The following is a 23,115-nucleotide window of genomic DNA, read 5'->3' as shown; positions in this document are numbered from 1 at the left end:
GTCTGGTTCGCGTGCTGCTTGAACGAGACAGCTCGCGATTTCCTGACAGGAGCGAACAGTGACGTGCGTCACCTGCGGCCGGACGGCGAGTTCAGCGCATGACGATGGTGGCCGAACCGTGCCCGAACAGGCCCTGGTTCACCGCGATACCGGCGCGGGCGTTCTCCACCTGACGGCCGTCGGCCTGACCGCGCAACTGCCAGGTGAGCTCGCAGATCTGCGCGATGGCCTGCGCCGGGATGGCCTCGCCGAAGCAGGCCAGACCGCCACTCGGATTCACCGGAATCCGTCCGCCCAGAGTCGTTGCGCCGCTGCGCAACAGCTGCTCCGCGCCACCGACCTCGCACAGGCCGATGTCCTCGTACCAGTCCAATTCCAGGGCGGTGGACAGGTCGTAGACCTCCGCCAGCGACAGGTCCTCGGGGCCGAGACCGGCCTCCTCGTACGCGGCATGCGCTATGGCGGAACGGAATACGCGCGGCTGCGGTTCGACCGCGACAGCGGAATCCGTGGCGAAATCCGGGAGATCGATGACGGTCTTCGGGAAGGTCGGGGTGACCGTCGACAGGGCGCTGATCCGCACCGGATCGGAAATGCCGTGGCGGCGTGCGTAATCCATCGACGTCAGCACCAGCGCGGCGCCGCCGTCACTGGTCGCGCAGATGTCGAGCAGGCGCAGCGGATCGGAGACGACGGCCGAGGCCGCGATCTCCTCCGCCGTGACTTCCTTGCGGTAGCGGGCATTCGGGTTGTTCAGTCCGTGCCGCGCGTTCTTCACCTTGACGGCGGCGAAGTCGTCGAGAGTCGCGCCGTGCAAAGCCATCCGGCGGCGGGCGTACAGCGCGAAGTAGATGGGATTGGTGGCGCCGAGCAGGTGGAAGCGCAGCCAGTCCGGGTCATCGCGGCGTTCGCCGCCGACCGGCTGGAAGAACCCCTTCGGCGTGGTGTCCGCGCCGACCACCAGCGCCACATCGGTCAGCCCGGCCAGAATCTGGGCGCGAGCGCTCGCAATGGCCTGCGCGCCGGACGCGCACGCGGCATAGCTGCTCGAGATCCGCGCACCCGACCAGCCCAGTGCCTGTGCGAAGGTCGCGCCCGCGACGAATCCGGGATACCCGTTGCGGATGGTGTCCGCGCCCGCGATGTACCCGACGTCGAGGTGGTTCACGCCCGCGTCGGCCAGCGCCGCCCGCGCCGCGACCAGCCCGTATTCGACGAAGTTGCGTCCCCACTTGCCCCACGGGTGCATACCCGCGCCGAGGACGGCGATATCGCGATTCGTGTCAGTCATTGACCGGCCTCCACATCCACACCGTGTGCTCCGCTTCCTCGTCCTCGTACAGCACGCCGAGCGCCAGCTCGACCGGCATGCCGACGGCGAGATCGTCCACGGTGAATCCGCGCACGACCTGTCCGAGAATCACCATCTGCTCGACCTCGAGCTCCACCGCCGCAATGACATACGGCTCGAAGGGGTCGGGCGACACATAGGGTGCGGGCGGCTTGTATCGCGCGTCGGCGTAGGACCAGATCCGGCCGCGCGTCGAGAACAGGTACTCGGCCAGCTCGGACCCGTCCTTCGGTCCGGCACACTGCGGATTGCGGCAGGCGAGGGTGTTCCGCGGGAAATACGGTGTGCCACAGCTATTGCAGCGGCTTCCCTTCAGACGCACCGCGCCGTCCTCCGCAGTGAACCAGTCTGCCACCGCGGGGCGTTGTTCTTTCTGCACAGCCCCGACCGTATAGGAACACGTTCTACTTTGGGGGCGAAATCCCATCCACCGGTGCCCGCGCGGAGGTACGGTGAATCCGGATCGAGGATGCGACGAATCCTCGAGTCGATCTGGAGTACCGCAACGCGATGGGCAGCAAAGCCATTGACCCGCAGGCGATCCGCAATGTCACGATCATCGGTGATCCCGGCGCGACGCAACGGGTGATCGAACGCCTGTCCCACGCCGCCGGGCTGCCCGCCTCCCCACCGGACGTCATCCACTGGGCCGCGGCCCGCGTCGACCACACCATCCGGTTCACCCAGCTCGCGGCCGACGCACCCATCGCCACCCTGGAACGATCCATCCGCGTGGCCAACAGCGTGATCGCGGTCGTGCACGCCACCGCACCCCACGCCCCGCGACTGGAAACCATCCTGCGCGTCGCCGACGACCACCAGGTCGCGCGCCTGTGCCTGATCACCGCCCTCGATCACCCCGGCGCCGATTTCGCGCACTGCGTCCACACCATCGCCGACACCCGCGGAGCGGTACCCCTGCCCCTGCAGATTCCGCTCGGCGCCGGCGCCGCCTTCGAAGGCAGCATCGACCTGCTCTCGATGTGGGCGCTCGGCCCGCTGGCCGCCGACATCTACGGCCCGCACTGGGCCCTCGCCGAAGCGTCCTACGCCGACCTCGTGAAAACCGTGATGCAGCAGAACACCCCGGACGCGACCGCCTACCACGCCCTGCGCGACATCCCCCTCGAACAGCTGCACCAGCGCATCCGCTCGCTCACCCGCATCGGCGACATCGTCCCCATCCTGTGCGGCGCGACCCCGCTGAGCGACGACACCGTCCCCCTCCTGGACGCCATCGTCCGCTATCTCCCCTCGCCCCTGGACGTCTGCCAGCCCGAACACGCCCTCGACTACTGAACTGTCACAAATTCCCCTGCGCCCGCGATGGTCCCGCGGGTGCATGATCGGATTCGCCTGACCATCAGGCAAACTCGAACCCACAATCAGCAATTGACCGCTTGGAGTGAACGAATGCGCAAAACCCTCACCGCCACCCTCGCAGCCGCCGGCGCCACCGCCGCCCTCCTCATCCTCCCCACCGGCACCGCCAACGCCATGACCCCCGCCTGCCAGTCCGCCGTCGACATCCTGCACAGCTACGGCTCCCTCGGCCCGCACGGCGCCGAAATGACCGACGCCGCCGCCCGCCTCCGCACCGTCGAGGCCACCGGCGACGAAGCCACCTACATCGAGTCCTACGCCCGCGCCCTCGACTCCGGCGACGTGGCCGCCGTGGGCCAGGCCGCCACCCTCCTCAGCGGCATCTGCACCCGCTAGAACCGCCTGCTCCGCAGCATGATTCGGGCCGGGGTCGCACAGTGCGCCCCGGCCCGAATCATTTCGCTCACTGCGATGACAACCCGCTGAGCACACCACCCAGATAGCCCCCGCCGAACGCACTCCCCAAGGCCGCGGCCGAACTCCCGGCATCCACCGACCCGGCCCCCACCGCGTTCCCCAGATCCTTCGCCGACCCGGTGTCCACATCCGCCCCCTGCGGTGTAACCGGAATCCCTTCCGCTCCCGCAGTCCCCACCCCGGCCCCGAGCGCCGCAAAAACCACAGCCCCCACAAGAATCACGCGCTTCATGAAGTTGTCCTCAAATCTGTTCCAGCTGATGGGCGGCCCTCACCGCACCGGCCAGATCATATGAAACACAACGACTTCAGATTGCCGTTTCGCCACGATTGATCAAGGGTTCGGCCTCGGGACCAGCGGAGGATCCACCGATGGAGCCGAAGGCGCGTCTCCTTGCCCGCGCAGGAAGCTCACAATAGCCAGCACCGCTGCGATCTGAGCCAGCAGGAAGGTGGCTTGACTCGCGACGCTTCGTAATCCGTAGGCGGCCAGAAAGACCCGCCGACTCCGCTCGGCATCCGGACGCAGCGTGAGGTGATCCATCGCGAGGCCGACCAGTGTGGCGGCGATCGAAAACGTCAAGAGCTCGGCAAGCAGACGAAGTAGCAACGGCTGACTGACCAGGGCGCTGTCCAGAGTCGCGCCCAACTGGCCGATACCGAACACCACGATCAATGGGCTGACCCTGGTGAGGCCCCAGCGTCCCGGAAGCCATTGCCACAGCAGGCCCATCGTGATCCCTACCGCAGTCCACAGCGCCACCTCCCACAGCAGCTCGATGGCCAAGCCGCTGAGGAAGTCCTGGCGCGCGAGCGATAGATCGAAACCTCGATGCCAGGCCCAGAGATCAACCAGGATCGCGATGGGAAGACCGATCATGAGTGCGAGGCGACAGGCCGTCCGCGCGTTCGCGATGGGCGACCGGTGCGGGCCGACGGCAAGGAGGGCATCCACGGCCGAGACCCGATTGGGCAAGCGGGCGGTGGTGGTCGTCTCGGGATACTGCGCGACGCCGCGCAGCACGGCATCACGCAACCGGGCATGCTCGGGACCTTGCATGCGGTCGCGCAGCTTGCGTCCATCGCGGTCGCGCCGATCCAGCACTGGGACGGAAACGGTGACAAGCCAATACATTACGGGCGCGATCACCAGCAACTGAGGGACTCTGAAGCCGAGAACGTAGGTGTTGATCGGCGTGCCTGCCAAGGTGAAGATCGCGACCGCCGAGTAGATCAACCATCGCGAATCCGTATCACCGTTCTCTCGGCGCGCGACCAGCACTCCCCAGACGACCGCCGCGAGAATTACGGGCACAGCGAAGAGCATCTCGTTCGCCCATGTCGCGGAGTAGCGGTCGAACGTACAACACACCGTGGATGGGCTCAGTTCCTCCAGCGCGAGCCAGCGGATGCGGACGATGCCGACGGCATCGGCGAGCAGCCGGTCCAGTAGCACGAACGTCGAGAACGCGACCACCGCCAACCATGCGCGGGCCGATGAAGCGGGCGACCTGGACAGATTCGATGCACTGCGCAGCGCCTGCACGAACCCGACCGACCCTAGAGCCAACATCATCAGTGCCACAGCGGCTTTGGTCGTGACGCCGATCGGCGTCGGAACGCTGAGGAATGCGGCCGAGGGGCCGCCCTCGAAGTGCATTCCGAAGTAGCTCAGTACCCCCGCCGACACCAGAACCAACAGCCCGGCGCTGAGCCGGCCGACGCCGTAGCAGATCGCGCAGAAGCCCAAAAGTACTGCGACAGACCAGTTCTCCACCATCATCCAGGTGTCCGCACTGTAGCTGTCGGCCTGCCATCTGATCACCGCTTGGACGCCGAGCCACCCGACAGTGAAGATCGCCGCCGCCGCACTGATCCTCGACGCCGTCCGGTAGGCACGACTGGTTCTGGTGAAACCGACGGGCAGGTGCGACCTTCGTACCAGGGTCCACACGGCACCGACGGCGATGACGAACGCCAGACAGCTCAGGCCGAACTCCCACTCGAAATACGGTGAGGTGTAACTGTATTCAACGATTCTTCGCGCTGTGCTCTCGCGCAGCGTCGCCACTACATCGGGTGGATTCGCACGGTCGTACGGTGACCACACGATGTGCGCGCTGTCGGCCTCGGTGGGTGGCCAGGGCGCCGGATTGGTCAGCCAGCCATTGGGGGCTTCCAGACTGAGCGATTCCCACGATGCTTCCGAAAGCACCGAGGGCACATGAAGACTGAGATCCCAGAGCCCCGGATCAGTCTGCCGGGCGGTGACCAGCCCGGACGTCACCATGCTCCATCCATCCCACAGTGCCGTTTCGCTCTTGTCGAGAACGGTCACGCGATTGTCCCGCACTATGACTGTTGGCTTTTCTTTCCGGCGCTCCCCGGATGTTCCGAAGTTCTCGTGCTCTCTGCCCAGCAGGCAGCGCATTGTGGAGCGATATTCCCAGCGGTCATCGGACATCATGAGCGACTGTGCGATTCCGTCGATACCCATGTCGATCACGGTTTCGGTGATCAATCGGGGATAATCGGACCTCTCGGCGCGAATCTTCACCGAAACTTTGACCCGAGCATCGACCACATATCCCGGCTCACAGGCATATCCACCCTCGGCCCGAGGAGTCTCGTTCCTGTCAGTAATGAAGTAGATGCCGGCCAACGGCGCTACGAGCACACTGACAACCGCGAGAAGCACACATAGCCGACGAGTAATACTCACGGAGGTCGGCCCCCTCCAACACTCTCGGTTTGCAGTAGTCCTTTCTATGATTTTCCGGACCCCTACGTCGAGGACCTTCAGCGCCTGATGTGTGACGTGTTGCGCCAAGAGGGAATTGAGTGCGGCCGCCGAGGCCCTCTACAGACGCCACGCGCCTCGCCGCCGTTGCCGGATCCACCCGTGATCCAGCCCCTGCCCGTCACGCCCACGGAATACGTTCCGCCAGAACGCTTTCGAAAACCGGCTCGGCCCGCTGGCAAACCCCGCCCTCGACCGTCGCATCACCCGCCGGATCAACGGCGCTCGACACCATCCGACGCGGTCCGTCATACAGCGTCATGGCCATGCAGTCGGTCGCGTCATACCCGGTGACATCGACATTCCGCCCCACCTTCGCACTCACCTGCCGACTGCGCTCATTAGGCGGAACGATCGTGTAGTCATCCTTGACGAGCCCATGGAAATCGACCTGAAGCGAGGGCCGTTCACCACCCCAGGCACAACTGACAGTCCGCCCCTCCACGCTGACCGTCCGCTCGCCCGTCAAGCCAGCCGTGCCGGTCAGCTGTTCCACCTCGGCCGGCGTGACAACAGCGCACGGATCGAGATTCCCGAACAGCGCCAAGACGTCGGATTCGGAGCGCACCGGCGCGGTGGAGCTGGTCGGCGGCCCCGCAGCATCAACCGCCGTCGGCAGATAGTCGACGAGTTCGGTTCCCACCCTGGTGATTTCGGCGCAGACATCGCCCGCCGGCTGCTGTCCTTCGGGAACGAAAGTGCTCGCCCGGAACAGCGCCATCCCCGTGGAGGTCTCCACACCGATATGGCACATTTCCCGGCGACTCGGGTCCCAGGCAGCCGCGAATACGACCGCATCCCGATCCCCGAGAGTCGTTGTCGCCACAGGCGCGAACTCCTGCCGGAAAATGGAATCCTCTTGGAAATCAGCGAGCTTCCGCGGACCCGTATACAGCGCGACCGTGTACCAGCCGGCCGTGGTCTTCCATCTGCACCCCTTCCACCCATTGAACTCGACCCCCATGGTTCCCGGCATCTTGTCCGCACCGACGAGACCGCCAGCGGCCAGCGCCTCATCGGGCATCGCGCACGGATCGCTGTACACCGCCGAACGCTCACCCGACTCCGCCGAAACGGAATCCTCCGCCCCACAAGCGACAACCGCGCCCGCAAGGATTCCCACAACTCCCATGGCCCACCAACCAGGCCGCACACCCACCACCCCTAACCCCTCCGACCCGCATGAATCCACCCGAACAGTGCGCACCGTTCCTATCAGACCCCGCGATCGATCACCCCGCCGGCCACACAGCTATCAGCTACCCGAGCCACTGGGCAGCAGACCCGACAGCGAACCGGTGCCGATCTTGGCGTCCCCGGTGATCTGAACGACGAGCGACTTGGTCGAGGCCCCCTGGGTGGCAACGATCGTGTACGCACCCTTCGCCGCCGGTCGCCACGTCCCCTGGATCGCACTGCGCTGCCGGTCAGGGTAATCCGTACGTTCCGCCGAATCGAGGGCGCGACCATTGATCGTCACTGTCGCGGGCAGGGTGTAGTCGGCGCCGAACATGCGGACCATGATGTTGCAGCTCGCTCCGACGTAATCGCATGCGACCTGATATTCGCCCCCGCCCCAGGCAGTGACGTGAATATCCTCCACCTCCGCGGACGCCGACGGCGCCAGCCCAACCGGGAGGAACAACGCACCCGCAGCCACCGCGGCCAGTCCTGCACTCTTCATCGATCCGACGATCCTTACTCCGAGTCGTTGCGACAGGCCCGCTCAACTCACCCAGCGAGCACTTTTGAAATCGAAGCGTTTCATATCGCTCGCCCAACCGGAACCACAAGAACCAAGGGCTTGACGATGAAGAGAATGAATCCGGCTCTCGGCCAGGAACTTTCGAAGTGGGCGCAGAGGGGATCGAACCCCCGACCGCTGGTGTCTAAACCTTCCGGCCATCCACCGAAACGGTTAGGCAACCTGCAGTTCGACCTCGTTACCGTCCGAGTCGACCAGGACGACCAAGGAGCGGCGCATCAAGTTGCTCGTCGACCGCAGGGTCAACGATTATTCGGTACATAGGCTGCGCCGATGCCTCAGCCGGCCTGCAGCCGCTGTTGGATCGCGGCTCGATGATCCTCGATGGAGACAGACTCGCGACTTCCACCCGCCTGCAGAATCTGCTCAGCCTTCGCGAGTAAACCGAAATAGGTGCCGGGCGAACGTCGTTCCATCACCACAATGTGCTGCCACTTGTTCAGCAGATCGAACACGCCGGTGAGCTCGTGGGACTCTTTGGCTCGATCCAGCACAATCGCCCACTCCTGATCGAACTCCGCCAGCAGCGCCGGCGTTAGCGCAGCACGAATCGCAGCTGGATCGGCTGCGGGAACATCCTGCGGCGAGGACGGAAGCGATGCTGGTGACGCCATGTCACAACGATAGCTGGCGCCACCGTCAGAAACGCAGCTTCTTTCGCAGGTCCACAACGCCCCTCGACTCGAAGCTCGTTGGCAAGCACAGGAACCGAGCAAGCTGCAAGCTACGCTCCGGTGCCCCACGTTTGCCCCACGAATCGGCATGTGGGGCAAGAAGAAACCGGCAGATACCTGCCGGTTCGGAGTGGGCGCAGAGGGGATCGAACCCCCGACCGCTGGTGTGTAAAACCAGTGCTCTACCGCTGAGCTATACGCCCGGATGCCCCGGGCTTCCGGGGCAACGGGTTATGAATCTAGTGCGGCGAGGGCTTTTTCCCAAGCTTGCTGGTCACGGGGCTCGCCGGGGCCGTTCATTTCGGCGAACTGGATGATGCCGTCCTTGTCTACGACGAAGGTTCCGCGGTTGGGGTAGCCGGATTTTTCGTTGAAGACGCCGTACTGCTGGGCCACCGCGCCGTGCGGCCAGAAGTCGGAGAGGAGGGGGAAGGTGTAGCCCTGTTCGGCGGCCCAGATCTTGTGGGTGGGCGGCGGGCCTACGGAGATGGCCAGGATCTCGGCGTTGTCGTTCTGGAACTTGGGGAGTTCGTCGCGGACCTTGCAGAGTTCGCCTTGGCAGATGCCGGTGAAGGCGAGGGGGTAGAAGACCAGGAGGACGTTCTTTTCGCCTCGGTAGGAGGAGAGGGTGACCTCTTGGTTGTTCTGGTCCTTGAGTGTGAAGTCCGGTGCGACCGTGCCGACCTCTAGCGGCATGCGGGGACCCTCCATCCTGTCGCGCTTTCGCGGACGGCGCAGCAGTGCGCGCCGTCCGAGCGAAAACCGTTGCCCGTTCGAAGAAACCTTAGCGAAGCGGTCAGCGCTGCTTCGAAGGCGTCTTGGGCTGAGTGAGTTTGGTACCGGTCCAGGTGCCGAGGCTCACGGGGGTGGTGGACGTCAGGCCGGCAGGGGTGGCGGACTCCGCGATTTCGGAGGGATCCACATGGCCGGACTGACCGGTCTTGGGGGTGAGAACCCAGACGACACCGTCGTCGGAGAGCGGGGAGACGACATCCATGAGTTCGTCTACCAGGTCTCCATCTCCGTCTCGCCACCAGAGCAGGACGACATCGACGACCTCGTCGGTGTCTTCGTCCAGCAGCTCGGAACCGATGGTTTCCTCGATACCCGCCCGCAAGTCGTCGTCGGTATCCTCGTCCCAGCCCAGCTCCTGGACCACCATTCCGTGTGCAATGCCAAGCTTCTGAGCGTAGTTCTGCGCGTCCGCCGCGGCGACCACGGTGGTGTCCTCCTCAACTCCCGACAATAGGTAGTTGCAAGCGAACATGGTAAACGCGTCCAGCGCAAGCCGATCCGCCGAAATCGCACCCTAAATGTCGTATGTGAGACCTGTGTCAGCGCGCCGAACGGCCTGTGTCAGCCGCCGATCGAGTCCGTCACTTGGCCGGGCAGGCGTCCCGCACCGCGTTGAGCGTGTCGTTCACAGCGCGGCTCGCGTCATTGAGAGGTCCGACATTGGAGGTGCTCGACATCTGCCGCACCGCGCCGGCCAAAGCCCGCGCCGCCGCCACATAGTCGGTGAACTTCTTCGAAAGATCCGCCGGCAGCGCACCACCGGTCGAGGTGAGCTGTGATTCCACCGTGCGTGCGGCATCGTCCAAAGCGTTCGCTGCGGTGTCCCGCTTGGCGGCCTGGTCAGCGGTGTTTCCGTCGTGCGCGTCGACGAATTCGTTGTAGCGATCCACAGCCGTGCCCGTGGTTTTGCGGAACGGCGTGCAGTTGTCGCTGATCGATTGCGCCTGCGCCGCGGCCTGCCGCGAGGACGTCGCCGCCGCCGAGGAAGCCGACGCTTCGGCCTTGTACGAGGTCACCTCGACCTCGCTGAACGTCGGCGTACCCTCGACCTCGTTGGCGCAACCTGCGAGAACTAGCCCGGCAGTGACTGCCGTCGCAGTGCACAACATCCCGAACCCACGTGGGTTCAGCAGCTTCATCGTCCTCCCCGTTTCGCCAAGGCCGGTTCCCTGGAGAACCGTACTGGATTCTCGGCTGACATGATGACCTGGGACGCACTCTCGACAAGGATGTGAGGTGCGCCCCAGAACAATCGTTACGGGTATGCCGTCCACCAGCGGTTACCCGGGGTAATGACGCCATCAGATGTCCCACCCCTGTGTACGAGGAGCTAACGTCTTGACCGACCTGATGCACCCGATTTCTTCGTCGAGTCCCACAAACGGCACGGCACCGAACCGCCCGGCGGGGGGCCGGGTTCGAGTGATTCGCGAGGGGGTGGCGTCATACCTTCCGGACATCGATCCGGAGGAAACCAGCGAATGGCTCGACTCTTTCGACGAGATGCTGCAGCGAGAAGGACCGGGCCGCGCCCGCTACCTCATGCTGCGCCTGCTGGAACGCGCCGGTGAACGCCGAGTCGCCATTCCTTCGCTGACTTCGACCGACTACGTCAACACCATCCCCACCGAGAACGAGCCCTGGTTCCCCGGCGACGAGGAGACCGAGCGCCGCTTCCGCGCCTACATCCGCTGGAATGCCGCCGTCATGGTGCATCGCGCCCAGCGGCCGGGTATCGGTGTGGGCGGCCATATTTCGACCTACGCGTCCTCGTCGGCGCTGTACGAGGTGGGTTTCAACCACTTCTTCCGCGGCAAGGACCACGCGGGCGGCGGCGACCAGATCTTCGTGCAGGGCCACGCCTCCCCCGGCATCTACGCGCGCGCGTTCCTGGAGGGCCGTCTCACCGAAGACCAGATGGACGGCTTCCGCCAGGAGTACTCGCACGGCGGTCCCGGCCACGGCCTGTCCTCCTACCCGCACCCGCGGCTCATGCCCGACTTCTGGGAATTCCCCACGGTCTCCATGGGTCTGGGCCCGATGAACGCCATCTACCAGGCGCGTTTCAACCACTACCTGCACGACCGCGGCATCAAGGACACCTCGGATCAGCATGTGTGGGCGTTCCTCGGCGACGGCGAGATGGACGAGCCGGAATCGCGCGGCCTCATCCAGGTCGCGGCCAACGAGGGCCTGGACAACCTGACCTTCGTCATCAACTGCAACCTGCAGCGCCTCGACGGCCCGGTGCGCGGCAACGGCAAGATCATTCAGGAGCTGGAGTCGTTCTTCCGCGGCGCCGGCTGGAATGTCATCAAGGTGGTGTGGGGCCGCGAGTGGGATTCCCTGCTGCAGGCCGACCGCGACGGCGCGCTGGTCAACCTCATGAACACCACGCCCGACGGCGACTACCAGACCTACAAGGCCAATGACGGCGCCTACGTGCGCGAACACTTCTTCGGTCGCGACCCGCGCACCAAGGAACTGGTCAAGGGCCTGTCCGACGGCGACATCTGGAACCTCAAGCGCGGCGGTCACGACTACCGCAAGATCTACGCGGCGTACGCGGCGGCGATGGCGCACAAGGGACAGCCGACGGTCATTCTGGCCAAGACCATCAAGGGCTACGGCCTGGGCAAGCACTTCGAGGCCCGCAATGCCACGCACCAGATGAAGAAGATGACCCTCGACGATCTGAAGGCGTTCCGCGACGTGCAGCGCATTCCGATCACCGACGAGCAGCTGGAAGCCAACCCGTACCTGCCGCCGTACTACCACCCCGGCATGGACGCCCCGGAAATCCAGTACATGATGGGCCGCCGCCAGAACCTGGGCGGTTTCCTGCCCGAGCGCCGCACCAAGGCCAAGCCGCTAGCGCTGCCCGGTGACGAGCCCTACCGCGCGATCCGCAAGGGTTCGGGCAAGCAGAGCGTCGCCACCACCATGGCCTTCGTGCGTCTCATGAAGGAACTGTTGCGCGACAAGGAGATCGGCAAGCGCATCGTGCCGATCATTCCGGACGAGGCCCGCACCTTCGGCATGGACTCGTGGTTCCCGTCGCTGAAGATCTACAACCGCAACGGCCAGCTCTACACCTCGGTCGACGCGGAACTGATGCTCGCCTACAAGGAATCGAGTGTCGGCCAGATCCTGCACGAGGGCATCAACGAGGCCGGTTCGACCTCGAGCTTCACCGCGGTCGGCACCTCCTACGCCACACACGGCGAGCCGATGATCCCGCTCTACATCTTCTATTCGATGTTCGGTTTCCAGCGCACCGGCGACGGCATCTGGGCGGCGGCGGATCAGATGGCGCGCGGTTTCGTGCTCGGCGCGACGGCCGGTCGCACCACGCTGACCGGTGAAGGCTTGCAGCACAACGACGGTCACTCGCTGCTGCTGGCGTCGACCAACCCGGCGTGCGTCCCCTACGATCCGGCGTTCGCCTTCGAGATCGCCCACATCGTGCGGGACGGCATGCGCCGCATGTACGGCGGCGGCCTCAGCTCCGGCTACCAGGAGGCCCTGCCGGGCACCGATCCCGAGGCGCACTCGCAGCACCACGAGTTCGGCGGCGAGGACATCTTCTACTACATCACCCTCTACAACGAGCCGCAGCAGCAGCCGGCCGAGCCCGACAACCTGGATGTGGAGGGCCTGTTGCAGGGCCTCTACCTCTTCAAGCCGGGCGCTGCGGGCGAGCTGCGCGCGAACATCCTGGTCTCGGGCGTCACCATGCCCGACGGCCTGCGCGCGCAGGAGATGCTGGCGCAGGAGTGGGGTGTGCAGGCCGATGTCTGGTCGGCGACCTCGTGGGGTGAGCTCCGCAAGGAGGCCCTGGCCAAGGAGATCGCGAAACTGCGCCACCCGGACCAGGATCCGGGCCTGCCGTATGTCACCCGGGTGCTGCCGCAGGGCGGGGCCTTCGTGGCGGCGTCGGACTGGATGCGGGCGGTGCCGGATCAGATCCGCCAGTGGGTGCCGGGCGAGTTCGTCACCCTGGGCACGGACGGTTTCGGTTTCTCCGACACCCGTCCGGCCGCGCGGCGCGTGTTCAATGTCGATGCCCAGTCCATCGTGGTGGGCGCGCTGCAGGCGCTGGCCGCGCAGGGCAGGGTCGCGCAGGCGACGGTGGCCGAGGCCGCGGCCCGCTACCGCATCGACGATGTGAACGCCGCGCCGAAGGCGGCACCCGGTACCGAGGGCGGCGACGCATAACGCACGATTAATACCGTGGAACGTAAACCGCCGAGGCCGCGCCGGATCAACGAAGGCTCCTCCGAACACGAGGTGTACCTCCCCACCGGCGCGCTCTCCCCGAATCGGCAGACGCGCGATCCGCTTCCGGACACTCTTCTGAAGCGGGTCAAGCAGTTCTCCGGTCGCCTGTCGACCGAAGCTGTTGCGTCCATGCAGGATCGGCTGCCGTTCTTCGCCAATCTGGATGCCGCCCAGCGGGCCGGCGTGCAGATGCTGGTGCAGACGGCGGTGGTGAACTTCCTGGAATGGCTGCAGGATCCGGAATCGGATATCCGGTTCTCCCTTGATGCCTTCCAAGTCATCCCGGACGATCTGGCGCGGCGGCTCACGCTGCGCCAGACCGTCGACATGGTCCGGGTGGCCATGGAGTTCTTCGAACAGTGGCTGCCCGCGTTGGCTCGCAATGATCGGCAACTGGTGGCGCTCACCGAGGCGGTGCTGCGGTACGGGCGTGAGCTCGGTTTCGCGGCCGCCTCGGTGTACGCGAGCGCCGCCGAATCCCGGGGCGCGTGGGACACCCGATTGGAAGCTCTCGTCGTCGACGCCGTGGTGCGCGGCGACACCGGCCCGGAAATGCTCTCGCGCGCGGCCACTCTCAACTGGGATGCCACTGCCCCGGCGACGGTCCTGGTTGGGACGCCTCCCAAAGATCAGGTCGCCGTTGTGGGATCCGTACATGCGGTGGCCGCCCGGCACGGCCGCAAAGCACTCGCGGTGGTGCAGGGTTCGCGGCTGGTAATGGTAGTCAGCGGACATCTTGGGGAGACGATGTATCCGTCTCCGTTCCTCGCCGACATCCTCGCCGAGGCCTTCTCCGACGGACCCGTCGTGATCGGTCCGACCATGCGCACGCTGTCGGCCGCGCACTACAGCTCGATAGAGGCGATGGCCGGAATGGAGGCCGTGGTGGGCTGGCGCGGCGCGCCCCGCCCGGTGAACGCCTCCGAGCTCCTACCCGAACGCGCCCTGCTGGGCGACCGGGCCGCCATTGACGCCCTCAACGAGCACCTCGTGCTACCGTTGGCCGCCGCCAGCGCTGATTTGTCGGACACTCTGGACGCGTATCTGGACTGCGGCGGAGCCGTCGAGACCTGCGCCCGTCTGCTGTACGTTCATCCAAATACGGTGCGCTACCGGCTGAAGAAAATCGCCGACATCACGGGCCGGGATCCGGTCAATCCGCGTGATGCCTACGTGCTCCGGGTCGCTGCCACAGTAGGCCGGCTGACACGAACCCGTAACGAACCACCCTCACCTGCCACTGGAGTGACTCCCGTCACAGATCCGAAAGATGGGATGTAACGCTTCCCCAAATCGGACGATCCCGGCGAGCGACTTGCGCTTTTGTGGACTCCCCACAAAACTGCTCCGCATGGTTCATTCGTGCCGACATCTTCGGGGAGCCACATCACAGTGTTCTCTTAGAGGCGTGATCGCGTTGTTCGCCCCTGGACAGGGCTCTCAGACACCCGGCATGCTCGCCCCGTGGCTCGAACTCCCCGGTGCGGCTGCCCGCATCGATGCGTGGTCGAACGCCTCCGGGCTGGACCTGCTGCGGTTGGGCACCACTGCGACCGCTGAAGAGATCGTCGACACGGCTGTGACTCAGCCGCTGGTCGTCGCGGCTGCCCTTTTGGCTTTCGCGGAAATCCCGCAGGAAACCCTTCCCGCGGATACCATCGTCGCCGGACACTCGGTCGGCGAATTCGCCGCCGCTGCCGTCGCCGGAGTCCTCTCCGCCGACGACGCGGTGGCACTGGCCGCCATCCGCGGAGCGGAGATGGCCAAAGCTTGCGCACTCGAGCCGACGGGTATGTCCGCGGTGCTCGGCGGTGACGAATCCGCCGTGCTCGCGCGGCTCGAGGAACTCGACCTGATCCCGGCCAACCGCAATGCGGTGGGCCAGATCGTGGCGGCCGGTAGGCTGGACGCGCTCGCGGAACTCGCCGCGAACCCGCCCGAGAAGGCCCGTATCCGGGCCCTGCCTGTGGCCGGCGCCTTCCATACTCGGTTCATGGCTCCTGCCCAGGACGCCGTGGCCGCGGCTATCGCCAAGATTGCGCCTGGCGAGCCCACGCGGGTGCTGCTGTCGAACTTCGACGGGCAGCCGGTCGTATCCGGTAAGGATGCGGTCGAGAAGCTCGCGGCTCAGGTCACCCGGCCCGTGCGCTGGGACCTGTGCACCGAAACCGTCCGTGCGGCAGGTGTTTCCGGGGTGGCAGAGTTGCCGCCCGCGGGCACCCTGGTCGGCATCGCCAAGCGGGAGCTCAAGGGCACCCCGAACCTGGCGCTGAAGACACCCGCGGAACTCCCCGCGCTGGCTGAACTGGCTCAACTGACCGTCACCAGCTAGCTTGACTCGCGGCCCGCTCCACCAATGGCGATGGGGCAAAGATCTTCGGCCGCAAGCACAAATCAATCCGACACCACCAACAGCATCAAGAAGGGAGCCACCACAGTGGCCGCTCTGACCCAGGAACAGATCGTCGAAGAGCTCGGCAAGATCATCGAAGAGGTGACCGGTATCGAGCCCTCCGAAGTGACGATCGAGAAGTCTTTCGTCGATGACCTGGACATCGACTCGCTGTCGATGGTCGAGATCGCCGTGCAGACCGAGGACAAGTACGGCGTGAAGATCCCGGACGAGGATCTCGCCAGCCTGAAGACCGTCGGCGACGCGGTGTCCTACATCCAGAAGCTCGAGGCCGAGAACGCCGACGCGGCTGCGGAGCTGAAGGCCAAGTTCGGCGAAGCCGAATAGGACCTACTGTGACCACTCCTTCCACCTTGAACGGGAACTTTCCCAACGTCGTCGTAACTAGCCTGGCGGCGACCACGTCGATCGCTGGTGATGTCGATGCGACGTGGAAGGGCCTCCTCAACGGCGAGAGCGGCATCGATGTCCTCGAGGACGACTTCGTCGAGGAGTACGACCTTCCGGTCCGTATCGGTGGCCACCTGAAGGTGTCCCCGGACACGCTGCTCAGCCGGGTCGAGATCCGCCGTATGGCGTATGTCGAGCGGCTGGCGACCGTCCTCGGTCGCGAGGTGTGGAAGAACGCCGGCAGCCCGGAGGTCGACCCGCTGCGTCTGGGTGTCGCCATCGGCACCGGTCTCGGCGGCGGCGATGCCCTCATCGACTCGGTCGACAAGCTGAAGAACGGCGGCTACCGCAAGATCTCGCCGCTGGCTGTTCAGATGGTCATGCCGAATGGTCCGTCCGCTGTTGTGGGTCTCGAACTCCAGGCTCGGGCAGGAGTGATCACTCCGGTCTCGGCGTGTTCGTCGGGTTCGGAGGCCATCGCGAATGCGTGGCGGATGATCGTCATGGGTGACGCCGACATGGTCGTCACCGGTGGCGTCGAAGGCTTCATCGATTCGGTGCCGATCGCGGCATTCTCGATGATGCGCGCCATGTCGACCCGCAACGACGATCCGAAGAGCGCTTCGCGTCCGTTCGACAAGGACCGCGACGGCTTCGTCTTCGGTGAGGCGGGTGCGCTCATGGTCATCGAGACCGAGGAGCACGCCAAGGCCCGCGGTGCCACCATCCACGCGCGTCTGCTGGGTGCGGGCATCACCTCCGACGGCTTCCACCTGGTTGCCCCGGATCCCGAGGGTTCCGGCGCGGCGCGCGCCATGCAGCGCGCCATGCAGACCGCGGGGCTGTCGCCCAAGGACGTCACGCACGTCAACGCGCATGCGACCGCCACCCCCGTCGGCGACACCGCCGAGGCCAACGCGATTCACAAGGCCGGGGTGCAGCATGCGTCGGTGTACGCGCCCAAGTCCGCCCTGGGCCACTCGATCGGCGCTGTCGGCGCTCTCGAGTCGGTGCTCACGGTCCTCAGCATCCGGGACGGCATCGTCCCGCCGACGCTGAACCTGGAGAACCAGGATCCGGAGATCGATCTCGATGTGGTGCACGGCGTCGCCCGGCACCAGGACATCGAGTACGCGATCAACAACTCTTTCGGTTTCGGTGGGCACAATGTCGCGCTCGCCTTCGGCCGGTACTGATCACCGAGCAGTACTTCTCTACACCGGTCGATAGACAAGCGGTCCCGGCAGGGGATCTTCAGATGGAGATCTCGCATCTGAATTCCCTGCCGGGACTTCGACATTTCGCAGCCGCTTCGGCGACCGCACTTCCTTTTTCTGAGGAGAGTTTGCGATGACCATCATGGCCCCCGCGCACGCGGACACCACGACCGATCCCCGTGACCCGCTGGGTCGCCTGCAGCGCTTCTTCGATCCCGGAACCGTGCTGCCGCTGCACCCGCGTGACAAGTCCGGCGTGCTGGCCGCCATCGGCGAGGTCGACGGTGTGCGCACCGTGGCCTACTGCTCCGATGCCACCGTCATGGGTGGCGCCATGGGCGTCGAGGGTTGCAAACACATTGTCGATGCGATCGATACCGCCATCGACTCCAAGATTCCCGTTGTCGGACTGTGGCATTCGGGAGGCGCGCGCCTCGCCGAAGGCGTCGAGGCGCTGCACGCCGTCGGCCTGGTCTTCGAGGCCATGGTCCGCGCGTCCGGCCAGGTGCCGCAGATTTCCGTGGTGCTCGGCTTCGCCGCCGGTGGCGCCGCCTACGGTCCGGCCCTGACCGATATCGTGATCATGGCCCCGGAAGGCCGCGTCTTCGTCACCGGTCCGGACATCGTCAAGACGGTGACCGGCGAGAGCGTGGACATGGCGACCCTGGGTGGCCCGGTCACGCACGGCAAGAAGTCCGGTGTCTGCCACATCGTCGCCGATGACGAATCCGATGCCATGCACCGCGCGCGCCGGCTGGTGTCGATGTTCGCCGAGCAGGGCGAATTCGATTTGGCCGCAGCCGAACACGGTGACGTGGACCTGAAGGCCATGATGCCGGAGTCGGCCAAGCGCGCCTACGACGTCAAGCCGATCATCAACGAGCTGCTCGACAATGTCGACGGCGAAAGCACTTTCGAGGAATTGCAGGGCGGGTATGCCCGCTCCATGGTGGTCGGTCTCGGCCGGCTCGGTGGCCGCACCGTGGGTGTGCTGGCCAACAACCCGATTCGCCTGGGCGGCTGCCTCAACTCCGAAAGTGCCGAGAAGGCTTCGCGTTTCGTGCGCCTGTGCAATGCCTTCGGCATTCCGCTGATCGTCGTCACCGACGTTCCGGGGTACCTGCCGGGCGTTTCGCAGGAGTTCGAGGGCGTGGTGCGCCGCGGCGCGAAACTGTTGCACGCCTTCGCCGAAGCGCGCGTCCCCCGCGTCACGCTGGTGACCCGCAAGATCTACGGCGGCGCCTACATCGCCATGAACGCCCGCGCGCTCGGCGCTACCGCCGTCTACGCCTGGCCCGGTTCGGAGGTCGCCGTCATGGGCGCCAAGGCCGCGGTCGGCATCCTGCACAAGAAGGCGCTCGCGGCTGCTCCCGAGGAGGAGCGCGAGGCCATGCTCGAGCGCCTCACCGCCGAGCACGAGAAGATCGCCGGTGGCGTGCAGCGTGCGATTTCGATCGGCGTCGTGGACGAGGTCATCGACCCCGCCAAGACCCGCTCCACCCTCGCCGCAGCCCTGGCCGCCGCGCCGGCCCGGCCGCAGCACAACAAGAACATTCCGCTGTAACTCCTGGTACGGCACTGCGAAGCGGGCGGTCACCCGGTGGGTGACCGCCCGCTTCGCGTTCGCCCGCACCGGAGGGGGACCTGCGCTGTCAGGCGGCGGGTCCGGCCGCGATGACAGGCGCGCAGGGTCGTGGCGGCCGCGCGGACAGCACGGTGGCGAACAACGCGAATTCCAATGCGGGGATGCAGATTTCACGGTGCGGCAGGGCGCGTAGCGCTGCCGGGCAGCCGTCCCCGGGGACCACGAGCACATTCGTGTCACCGTGCGCTCGCAGCCAGCCATGGAGGTCGGGAGTATCGATGCTGGGCAACAGACGTACGGCTTGCTCCCAATCCAAACCGTAGGTGGCCACCCGGTCGGCAGCGGCAACGACCACGATCGAATTTCCGGAGATCCAGGTGTGGTCCATTACGAACCGAGCCCCTATCAGTGGTGGGACCGGCATCTCGGGATTCGGCGGCGGCGACGGATCACCCGCGACAACGGTGAAGCGGCTGGAGGTACTGCAAACAGCTGAGCCCTGGGGGCAGAGTTGTCCGAACGTCGTGCGATCACGTCACGGTCCGTGCCATCGAAGTGGGCCGACTTTCGCAACCGAATTCAGCCTAGCCCTCTGGGATGGATGACGGGAGCTTCCGCTCGCGTCCGCTAGCGCGCCGAAAGCTCCCGACAGCCGTTTGGCCCGCTCGAGTGCGCACACGACACCGTTTCCGGGCGGCGGCGCAGGCTGTATACCCCCGTTGCCGAGCAATCATCCATTGCGCCCGCGATCCGGCCCTGTTCGGAAATTTCCATCGTGACCGGCCCAAGGCAGCAGCCCGGCAGGCGCGCCGCCGGCGTACGGACCGTGCCCGGCGGGGTACTTTCGTCGGGCAGGGATTCGCTCGATCGTGGGGATGATGTCGGACAGTGCGGGGTGACGAGGATGCTTGGCGGGTACCGGATTCGTGGTGGGGGCAGGTTGTCCCGGCGTGGGGGTTCGGGCCGCGGGCCGGGGCCGAGTTCGCTGTTCACGAATGCCGGTTGCTGCTCGGAGCCGACCCGGATCAGCTGCGGGACAGGCTGATTCACGCGGTTCGGCTGCCCGATCTGCTGTATGAGTTGCGGCGGGGTACAGCCGCTCTGTCCGAGGAGGAGTACCGGACGCTGGTGGCCGGGCTGGCGGCGGCGCGGGAGGGTACGCCGCCGTGGCAGCTGCGGATCGCCGCCTCGGTGCTGGCGCCCGGCGAACAGCGGTGGGTGGATGAGGATCTGGCGCATGACGAGCCGGAATTCCGTGACGACGGGATCTGCGAGCGCCATCTGCTCGGTGCGTCGATCACCACGGTGGCACAGTTGCGAATACTGGTCGAGCGGTTCGCGTTCCCCTCGGTGGGGGTGCAGAACGGGTTCGCGCTGCTGTACTCGGCACTCGTGCGGGTAGGGCCGGAGGGCGGCTTCGTGCTGGGCCGGCTGTTGGAGCAGTCGAAACAACCGGACGAGATGCGCGAGCACGCGCACGCGCTCGCGTGGCTTCCGACCGACGAGGCATTCGCGCAACTGCTGAAGCACGCGGACCGAACGGCGGTGACGTCGGCGATTACCGCTGCGGTGCAGCGTTTTCCGCGTCGAGCCATGCGCATGCTGAACGAAGCCGGTGGCAGCTCGCTCATCATCCGGCATCTGCGGTTCCGGCACGCGCGGGCGAATCCGGAGCTGGCGGCCGAGTTCGGTTGTGCGCCGGTGAATCATCGGGTCGCCCCGGTGCGCGAGGTGCCCGCCGCACTGCGGCGGACTGTGATCGCCCCGCCCGGGAGGCGTGTTCGCCGGGTGGTCCTGACCGGTTTTCATGAGCCGCAACCTGTTTCGCTTGCCTGGTTGGAAGGCGAGCGGGAGGAGTGGGCCGCAGCCCGGTTCCGGCGTCCGCAATGGGCGAACGGCGATGTGCGCGCGGCCGTCGACCGGGAACTCGCCGGTCCGCATCCGAATGCCACCCGATTGGCGGTCCTGCTGGCGTGCGCGGACGGGGACATCGCGCTCGAACACCTCGGCACACCACCACCTGCGCTCGACTACAGCAGGCGCGATCTGGCGTCGAACGACACCGTCTCGGTCTTGACCTGCATTCTCGGGCGATTCGATACGGACGCTGTCGAATTCGTGCTGCCTGTGCTGCGGAAGAATCCGGCCGAACTCGGTCGGGCGCTGGGCGCACTCACCGGCACGGAGATCACTCGGCTGATGGCGGGTGGCTTGCGCCGCAAGGCGGAACGCGAGGGCGCTCTGGAGTGGTTCGATCGTCATATCGGCACTGCCGCAGCGGATCTGATCGCTGACGCATTGTCAGATTCCGCCGGCGAACGCAGCAGGGCGACGGCGGCACTGCGCACGCTGAGCGCCGACCACCGCGCGCGGATCAGGTCCACCGCACTGGCTTTCGGACCCGAGGTGGGTGCGGCGATCACCGCGATCATCGGCCCGGAACCACCGGCGCCGCGGGCTTCGGGGCTCCCGGAGTGGTTCGACCCGGCTACGCTGCCACCGGTCTTCCTCCGCGAAACCCGGAGGGCACTACCGGATTCCGCGATCATCGAACTCGGGTCGCTGCTGGCGTCGTACGAACGGACGGCTCGGCCGCTGGAGGTCGCCATGCTGTTGGAGGCTGGGGAGTCGGCGGAGCCGATCGAGCCTGTGCGGCCGCCGGCCCACAGCGCCCAGAACAACGAGCCTGCCGGTATCCCCGGCATCAAGTCGCTCGTCGATCCTGCGTCGCTGGCCGAATTCGCCTGGGCCCTCTTCGAGGAATGGCGCCTGGCGGAGTTCCCGTGGCAGGACGACTGGGTGCTCACCGCTGTCGGCCTGCTCGGCGATGACGAGACAGCGGACCGGATCGCGCTGTACCTCCACATGTGGTCGAGCAACAGCCTGGATTCCTTTGCCGTGTCCTGGCTCGATGCCCTGGTCGCGATCGGCACCCGGGGTGCGTTGCGTCATCTGCACCGGCTCTCGGAGCGGGCCGGAATGTGGGCCTGCCGAGACGCGGCGCGGCTGCGGCTCGAACAGGTCGCGGCTCGCGCTCAGCTCACACTGGAGGATTTACTCGACAGCCTGGCGCCCACCTTCGGATTCGATGCCGGTGGGAGGCTCGAATTGGATTATGGGCCACGCGGTTTCCTGGTTCAGCTGGACGATCAACTGAACCTGCACACCTTCGACGCGGTGCGCCCCGGGCACGGACCGTGGTCGCCGGGCGCCCGCCGCCGGGCGGTGCCGAAGCCGGCCGCCGACGATTCCCCCACGGCGGGCGCGGCGCATCGCCGCTATCGGACTGCTCGCAAAGGCATGAAACGCGCAGTGCGCGAACAAGCCCGCCGGCTCGAGAGTGCCATGGTCCGGGGTCGCCGCTGGCCGGTCGCCGCGCACCGGCAGACCTTCGGCACGCATCCGCTGCTCGCGCGGCTCGCTCGCCGGGTGGTGTGGGCCACCTACGACGATGCGGGAATACCGTTCCGCACCTTCCGAATTGCCGAGGACGGCAGCTACGCCGATGTCTCCGATCGCGCCGTATCGCTCCCGGAACCGGTCCGGGTGGGTGTCGCCCATCCCCTGGATCTCGGCGGCGCCGTCCCCGCTTGGACCGAGGTGTTCACCGACTACGAGATTCTGCAACCGTTCGAGCAATTGGCCCGCGCGGTCTTCCCGCCCGCCTCACCCGAGGCGGCGGATGGTGTCGAGCGTTTCCGCGATCTCACTGTCAGCACGGGCTCACTGCTGCGGCTCTGCACTCGGGGCTGGGAGACGCAGCCGGATGGCGGCGACGCGTTCGGGGAACTGTTCCGCCCACTCGACCATGGCAATCAGTACGCCCGCATCGTGTGCGAACCCGGCATACCGCGACGGGACCCGCTCTCACGCCCGCAGCAGCGGATCTGGGTCAGCATGGTCGGCCACTTCGCCCGCCTGAGCCCGATCGAAGCCTCCGAGCTGCTCCGCGACCTCGGATCGCTGCGGGTCCTCACACAACCCTGAGCTGCCGCACCGGACAATGTTGCGGCACAGCGGATCTGCCGCAAACCGTCGCGGGGA

At 66.2% G+C, this 23,115-nt stretch carries 19 protein-coding genes and 1 tRNA gene; 9 read left to right on the top strand and 11 right to left on the bottom strand.

The window, feature by feature from the left end; all coding sequences use genetic code 11:
- Nucleotides 1–91: 91 nt before the first annotated feature.
- Together H0264_RS15145 and H0264_RS15140 are read right to left on the bottom strand one after the other, a co-directional pair.
- A complete protein-coding gene (locus H0264_RS15145) occupies nt 92–1,291 on the bottom strand; it encodes a lipid-transfer protein (RefSeq protein WP_181584548.1) in 1,200 nt (399 codons plus the stop codon).
- Nucleotides 1,284–1,730, bottom strand: a complete 447-nt coding sequence (locus H0264_RS15140; protein ID WP_338040151.1) for a Zn-ribbon domain-containing OB-fold protein — start codon at nt 1,728–1,730, stop codon at nt 1,284–1,286. The genes H0264_RS15145 and H0264_RS15140 overlap by 8 nt, the downstream gene beginning before the upstream one ends.
- Nucleotides 1,731–1,861: 131 nt before the next feature.
- Between H0264_RS15140 and H0264_RS15135 the strand changes: the two genes are divergently transcribed.
- Nucleotides 1,862–2,650: a GTP-binding protein gene (locus H0264_RS15135; RefSeq protein WP_181584547.1), complete on the top strand. Its 789-nt coding sequence runs from the start codon at nt 1,862–1,864 to the stop codon at nt 2,648–2,650.
- A gap of 114 nt (nt 2,651–2,764) precedes the next feature.
- Entirely contained in the window at nt 2,765–3,070 is a 306-nt protein-coding gene (locus H0264_RS15130) for a hypothetical protein (RefSeq protein WP_181584546.1), read from the top strand.
- 415 nt (nt 3,071–3,485) lie between these two features.
- On the opposite strand, the gene H0264_RS15125 is transcribed toward H0264_RS15130, so the two are convergent.
- From H0264_RS15125 to H0264_RS15090, 8 genes are all read right to left on the bottom strand, one after another.
- Nucleotides 3,486–5,828 carry a DUF6185 family protein gene (locus H0264_RS15125; RefSeq protein WP_276514550.1) on the bottom strand — a complete coding sequence of 781 codons (2,343 nt, stop codon included), beginning with the start codon at nt 5,826–5,828 and terminating at the stop codon, nt 3,486–3,488.
- Between the two features lie 244 nt (nt 5,829–6,072).
- Complete coding sequence (locus tag H0264_RS15120) at nt 6,073–7,083, bottom strand: DUF3558 family protein (RefSeq protein WP_276514549.1); 1,011 nt, start codon at nt 7,081–7,083, stop codon at nt 6,073–6,075.
- Between the two features lie 123 nt (nt 7,084–7,206).
- Nucleotides 7,207–7,635, bottom strand: coding sequence for a hypothetical protein (locus H0264_RS15115; RefSeq protein ID WP_181584543.1), 429 nt, complete (start codon nt 7,633–7,635; stop codon nt 7,207–7,209).
- 359 nt (nt 7,636–7,994) lie between these two features.
- Entirely contained in the window at nt 7,995–8,330 is a 336-nt protein-coding gene (locus H0264_RS15110; protein WP_181584542.1) for a DUF6247 family protein, read from the bottom strand.
- Nucleotides 8,331–8,521: 191 nt separating this feature from the next.
- Nucleotides 8,522–8,593: transfer RNA gene (locus H0264_RS15105), tRNA-Val, on the bottom strand.
- Nucleotides 8,594–8,621: 28 nt separating this feature from the next.
- Nucleotides 8,622–9,086 carry a peroxiredoxin gene (locus tag H0264_RS15100; RefSeq protein ID WP_181584541.1) on the bottom strand — a complete coding sequence of 155 codons (465 nt, stop codon included), beginning with the start codon at nt 9,084–9,086 and terminating at the stop codon, nt 8,622–8,624.
- A gap of 100 nt (nt 9,087–9,186) precedes the next feature.
- Nucleotides 9,187–9,609: a DUF3052 domain-containing protein gene (locus H0264_RS15095; protein WP_181585568.1), complete on the bottom strand. Its 423-nt coding sequence runs from the start codon at nt 9,607–9,609 to the stop codon at nt 9,187–9,189.
- 157 nt (nt 9,610–9,766) lie between these two features.
- Nucleotides 9,767–10,201, bottom strand: coding sequence for a hypothetical protein (locus H0264_RS15090; RefSeq protein ID WP_231086801.1), 435 nt, complete (start codon nt 10,199–10,201; stop codon nt 9,767–9,769).
- 334 nt (nt 10,202–10,535) lie between these two features.
- Between H0264_RS15090 and aceE the strand changes: the two genes are divergently transcribed.
- The 6 genes from aceE (at nt 10,536) to H0264_RS15060 (ending at nt 19,050) form a co-directional block, all read left to right on the top strand.
- Nucleotides 10,536–13,403: a pyruvate dehydrogenase (acetyl-transferring), homodimeric type gene (gene aceE, locus H0264_RS15085; protein WP_181585567.1), complete on the top strand. Its 2,868-nt coding sequence runs from the start codon at nt 10,536–10,538 to the stop codon at nt 13,401–13,403.
- A 45-nt stretch (nt 13,404–13,448) separates the two neighbouring features.
- A complete protein-coding gene (locus H0264_RS15080) occupies nt 13,449–14,747 on the top strand; it encodes a PucR family transcriptional regulator (protein WP_420832094.1) in 1,299 nt (432 codons plus the stop codon).
- A 127-nt stretch (nt 14,748–14,874) separates the two neighbouring features.
- The gene (locus tag H0264_RS15075; protein WP_181584539.1) at nt 14,875–15,798 is read left to right on the top strand and encodes an ACP S-malonyltransferase; all 924 of its coding nucleotides are present in this window, start codon (nt 14,875–14,877) and stop codon (nt 15,796–15,798) included.
- 105 nt (nt 15,799–15,903) lie between these two features.
- The gene (acpM, locus tag H0264_RS15070) at nt 15,904–16,206 is read left to right on the top strand and encodes a meromycolate extension acyl carrier protein AcpM (RefSeq protein ID WP_181584538.1); all 303 of its coding nucleotides are present in this window, start codon (nt 15,904–15,906) and stop codon (nt 16,204–16,206) included.
- Nucleotides 16,207–16,214: 8 nt separating this feature from the next.
- A complete protein-coding gene (locus H0264_RS15065) occupies nt 16,215–17,465 on the top strand; it encodes a KasA/KasB family beta-ketoacyl-ACP synthase (RefSeq protein WP_181584537.1) in 1,251 nt (416 codons plus the stop codon).
- 154 nt (nt 17,466–17,619) lie between these two features.
- Nucleotides 17,620–19,050, top strand: coding sequence for an acyl-CoA carboxylase subunit beta (locus H0264_RS15060; protein WP_181584536.1), 1,431 nt, complete (start codon nt 17,620–17,622; stop codon nt 19,048–19,050).
- A gap of 88 nt (nt 19,051–19,138) precedes the next feature.
- On the opposite strand, the gene H0264_RS15055 is transcribed toward H0264_RS15060, so the two are convergent.
- A complete protein-coding gene (locus tag H0264_RS15055) occupies nt 19,139–19,459 on the bottom strand; it encodes a hypothetical protein (protein WP_181584535.1) in 321 nt (106 codons plus the stop codon).
- 500 nt (nt 19,460–19,959) lie between these two features.
- Between H0264_RS15055 and H0264_RS15050 the strand changes: the two genes are divergently transcribed.
- A complete protein-coding gene (locus tag H0264_RS15050) occupies nt 19,960–23,058 on the top strand; it encodes a DUF4132 domain-containing protein (protein ID WP_181584534.1) in 3,099 nt (1,032 codons plus the stop codon).
- Nucleotides 23,059–23,115: the final 57 nt, after the last annotated feature.

It is taken from the genome of Nocardia huaxiensis, assembly GCF_013744875.1.
Lineage (GTDB): Bacteria > Actinomycetota > Actinomycetes > Mycobacteriales > Mycobacteriaceae > Nocardia > Nocardia huaxiensis.
The sequence above is the reverse complement of the archived record's forward strand: the minus strand, read 5'-3'. Positions and strand labels throughout refer to the sequence as shown.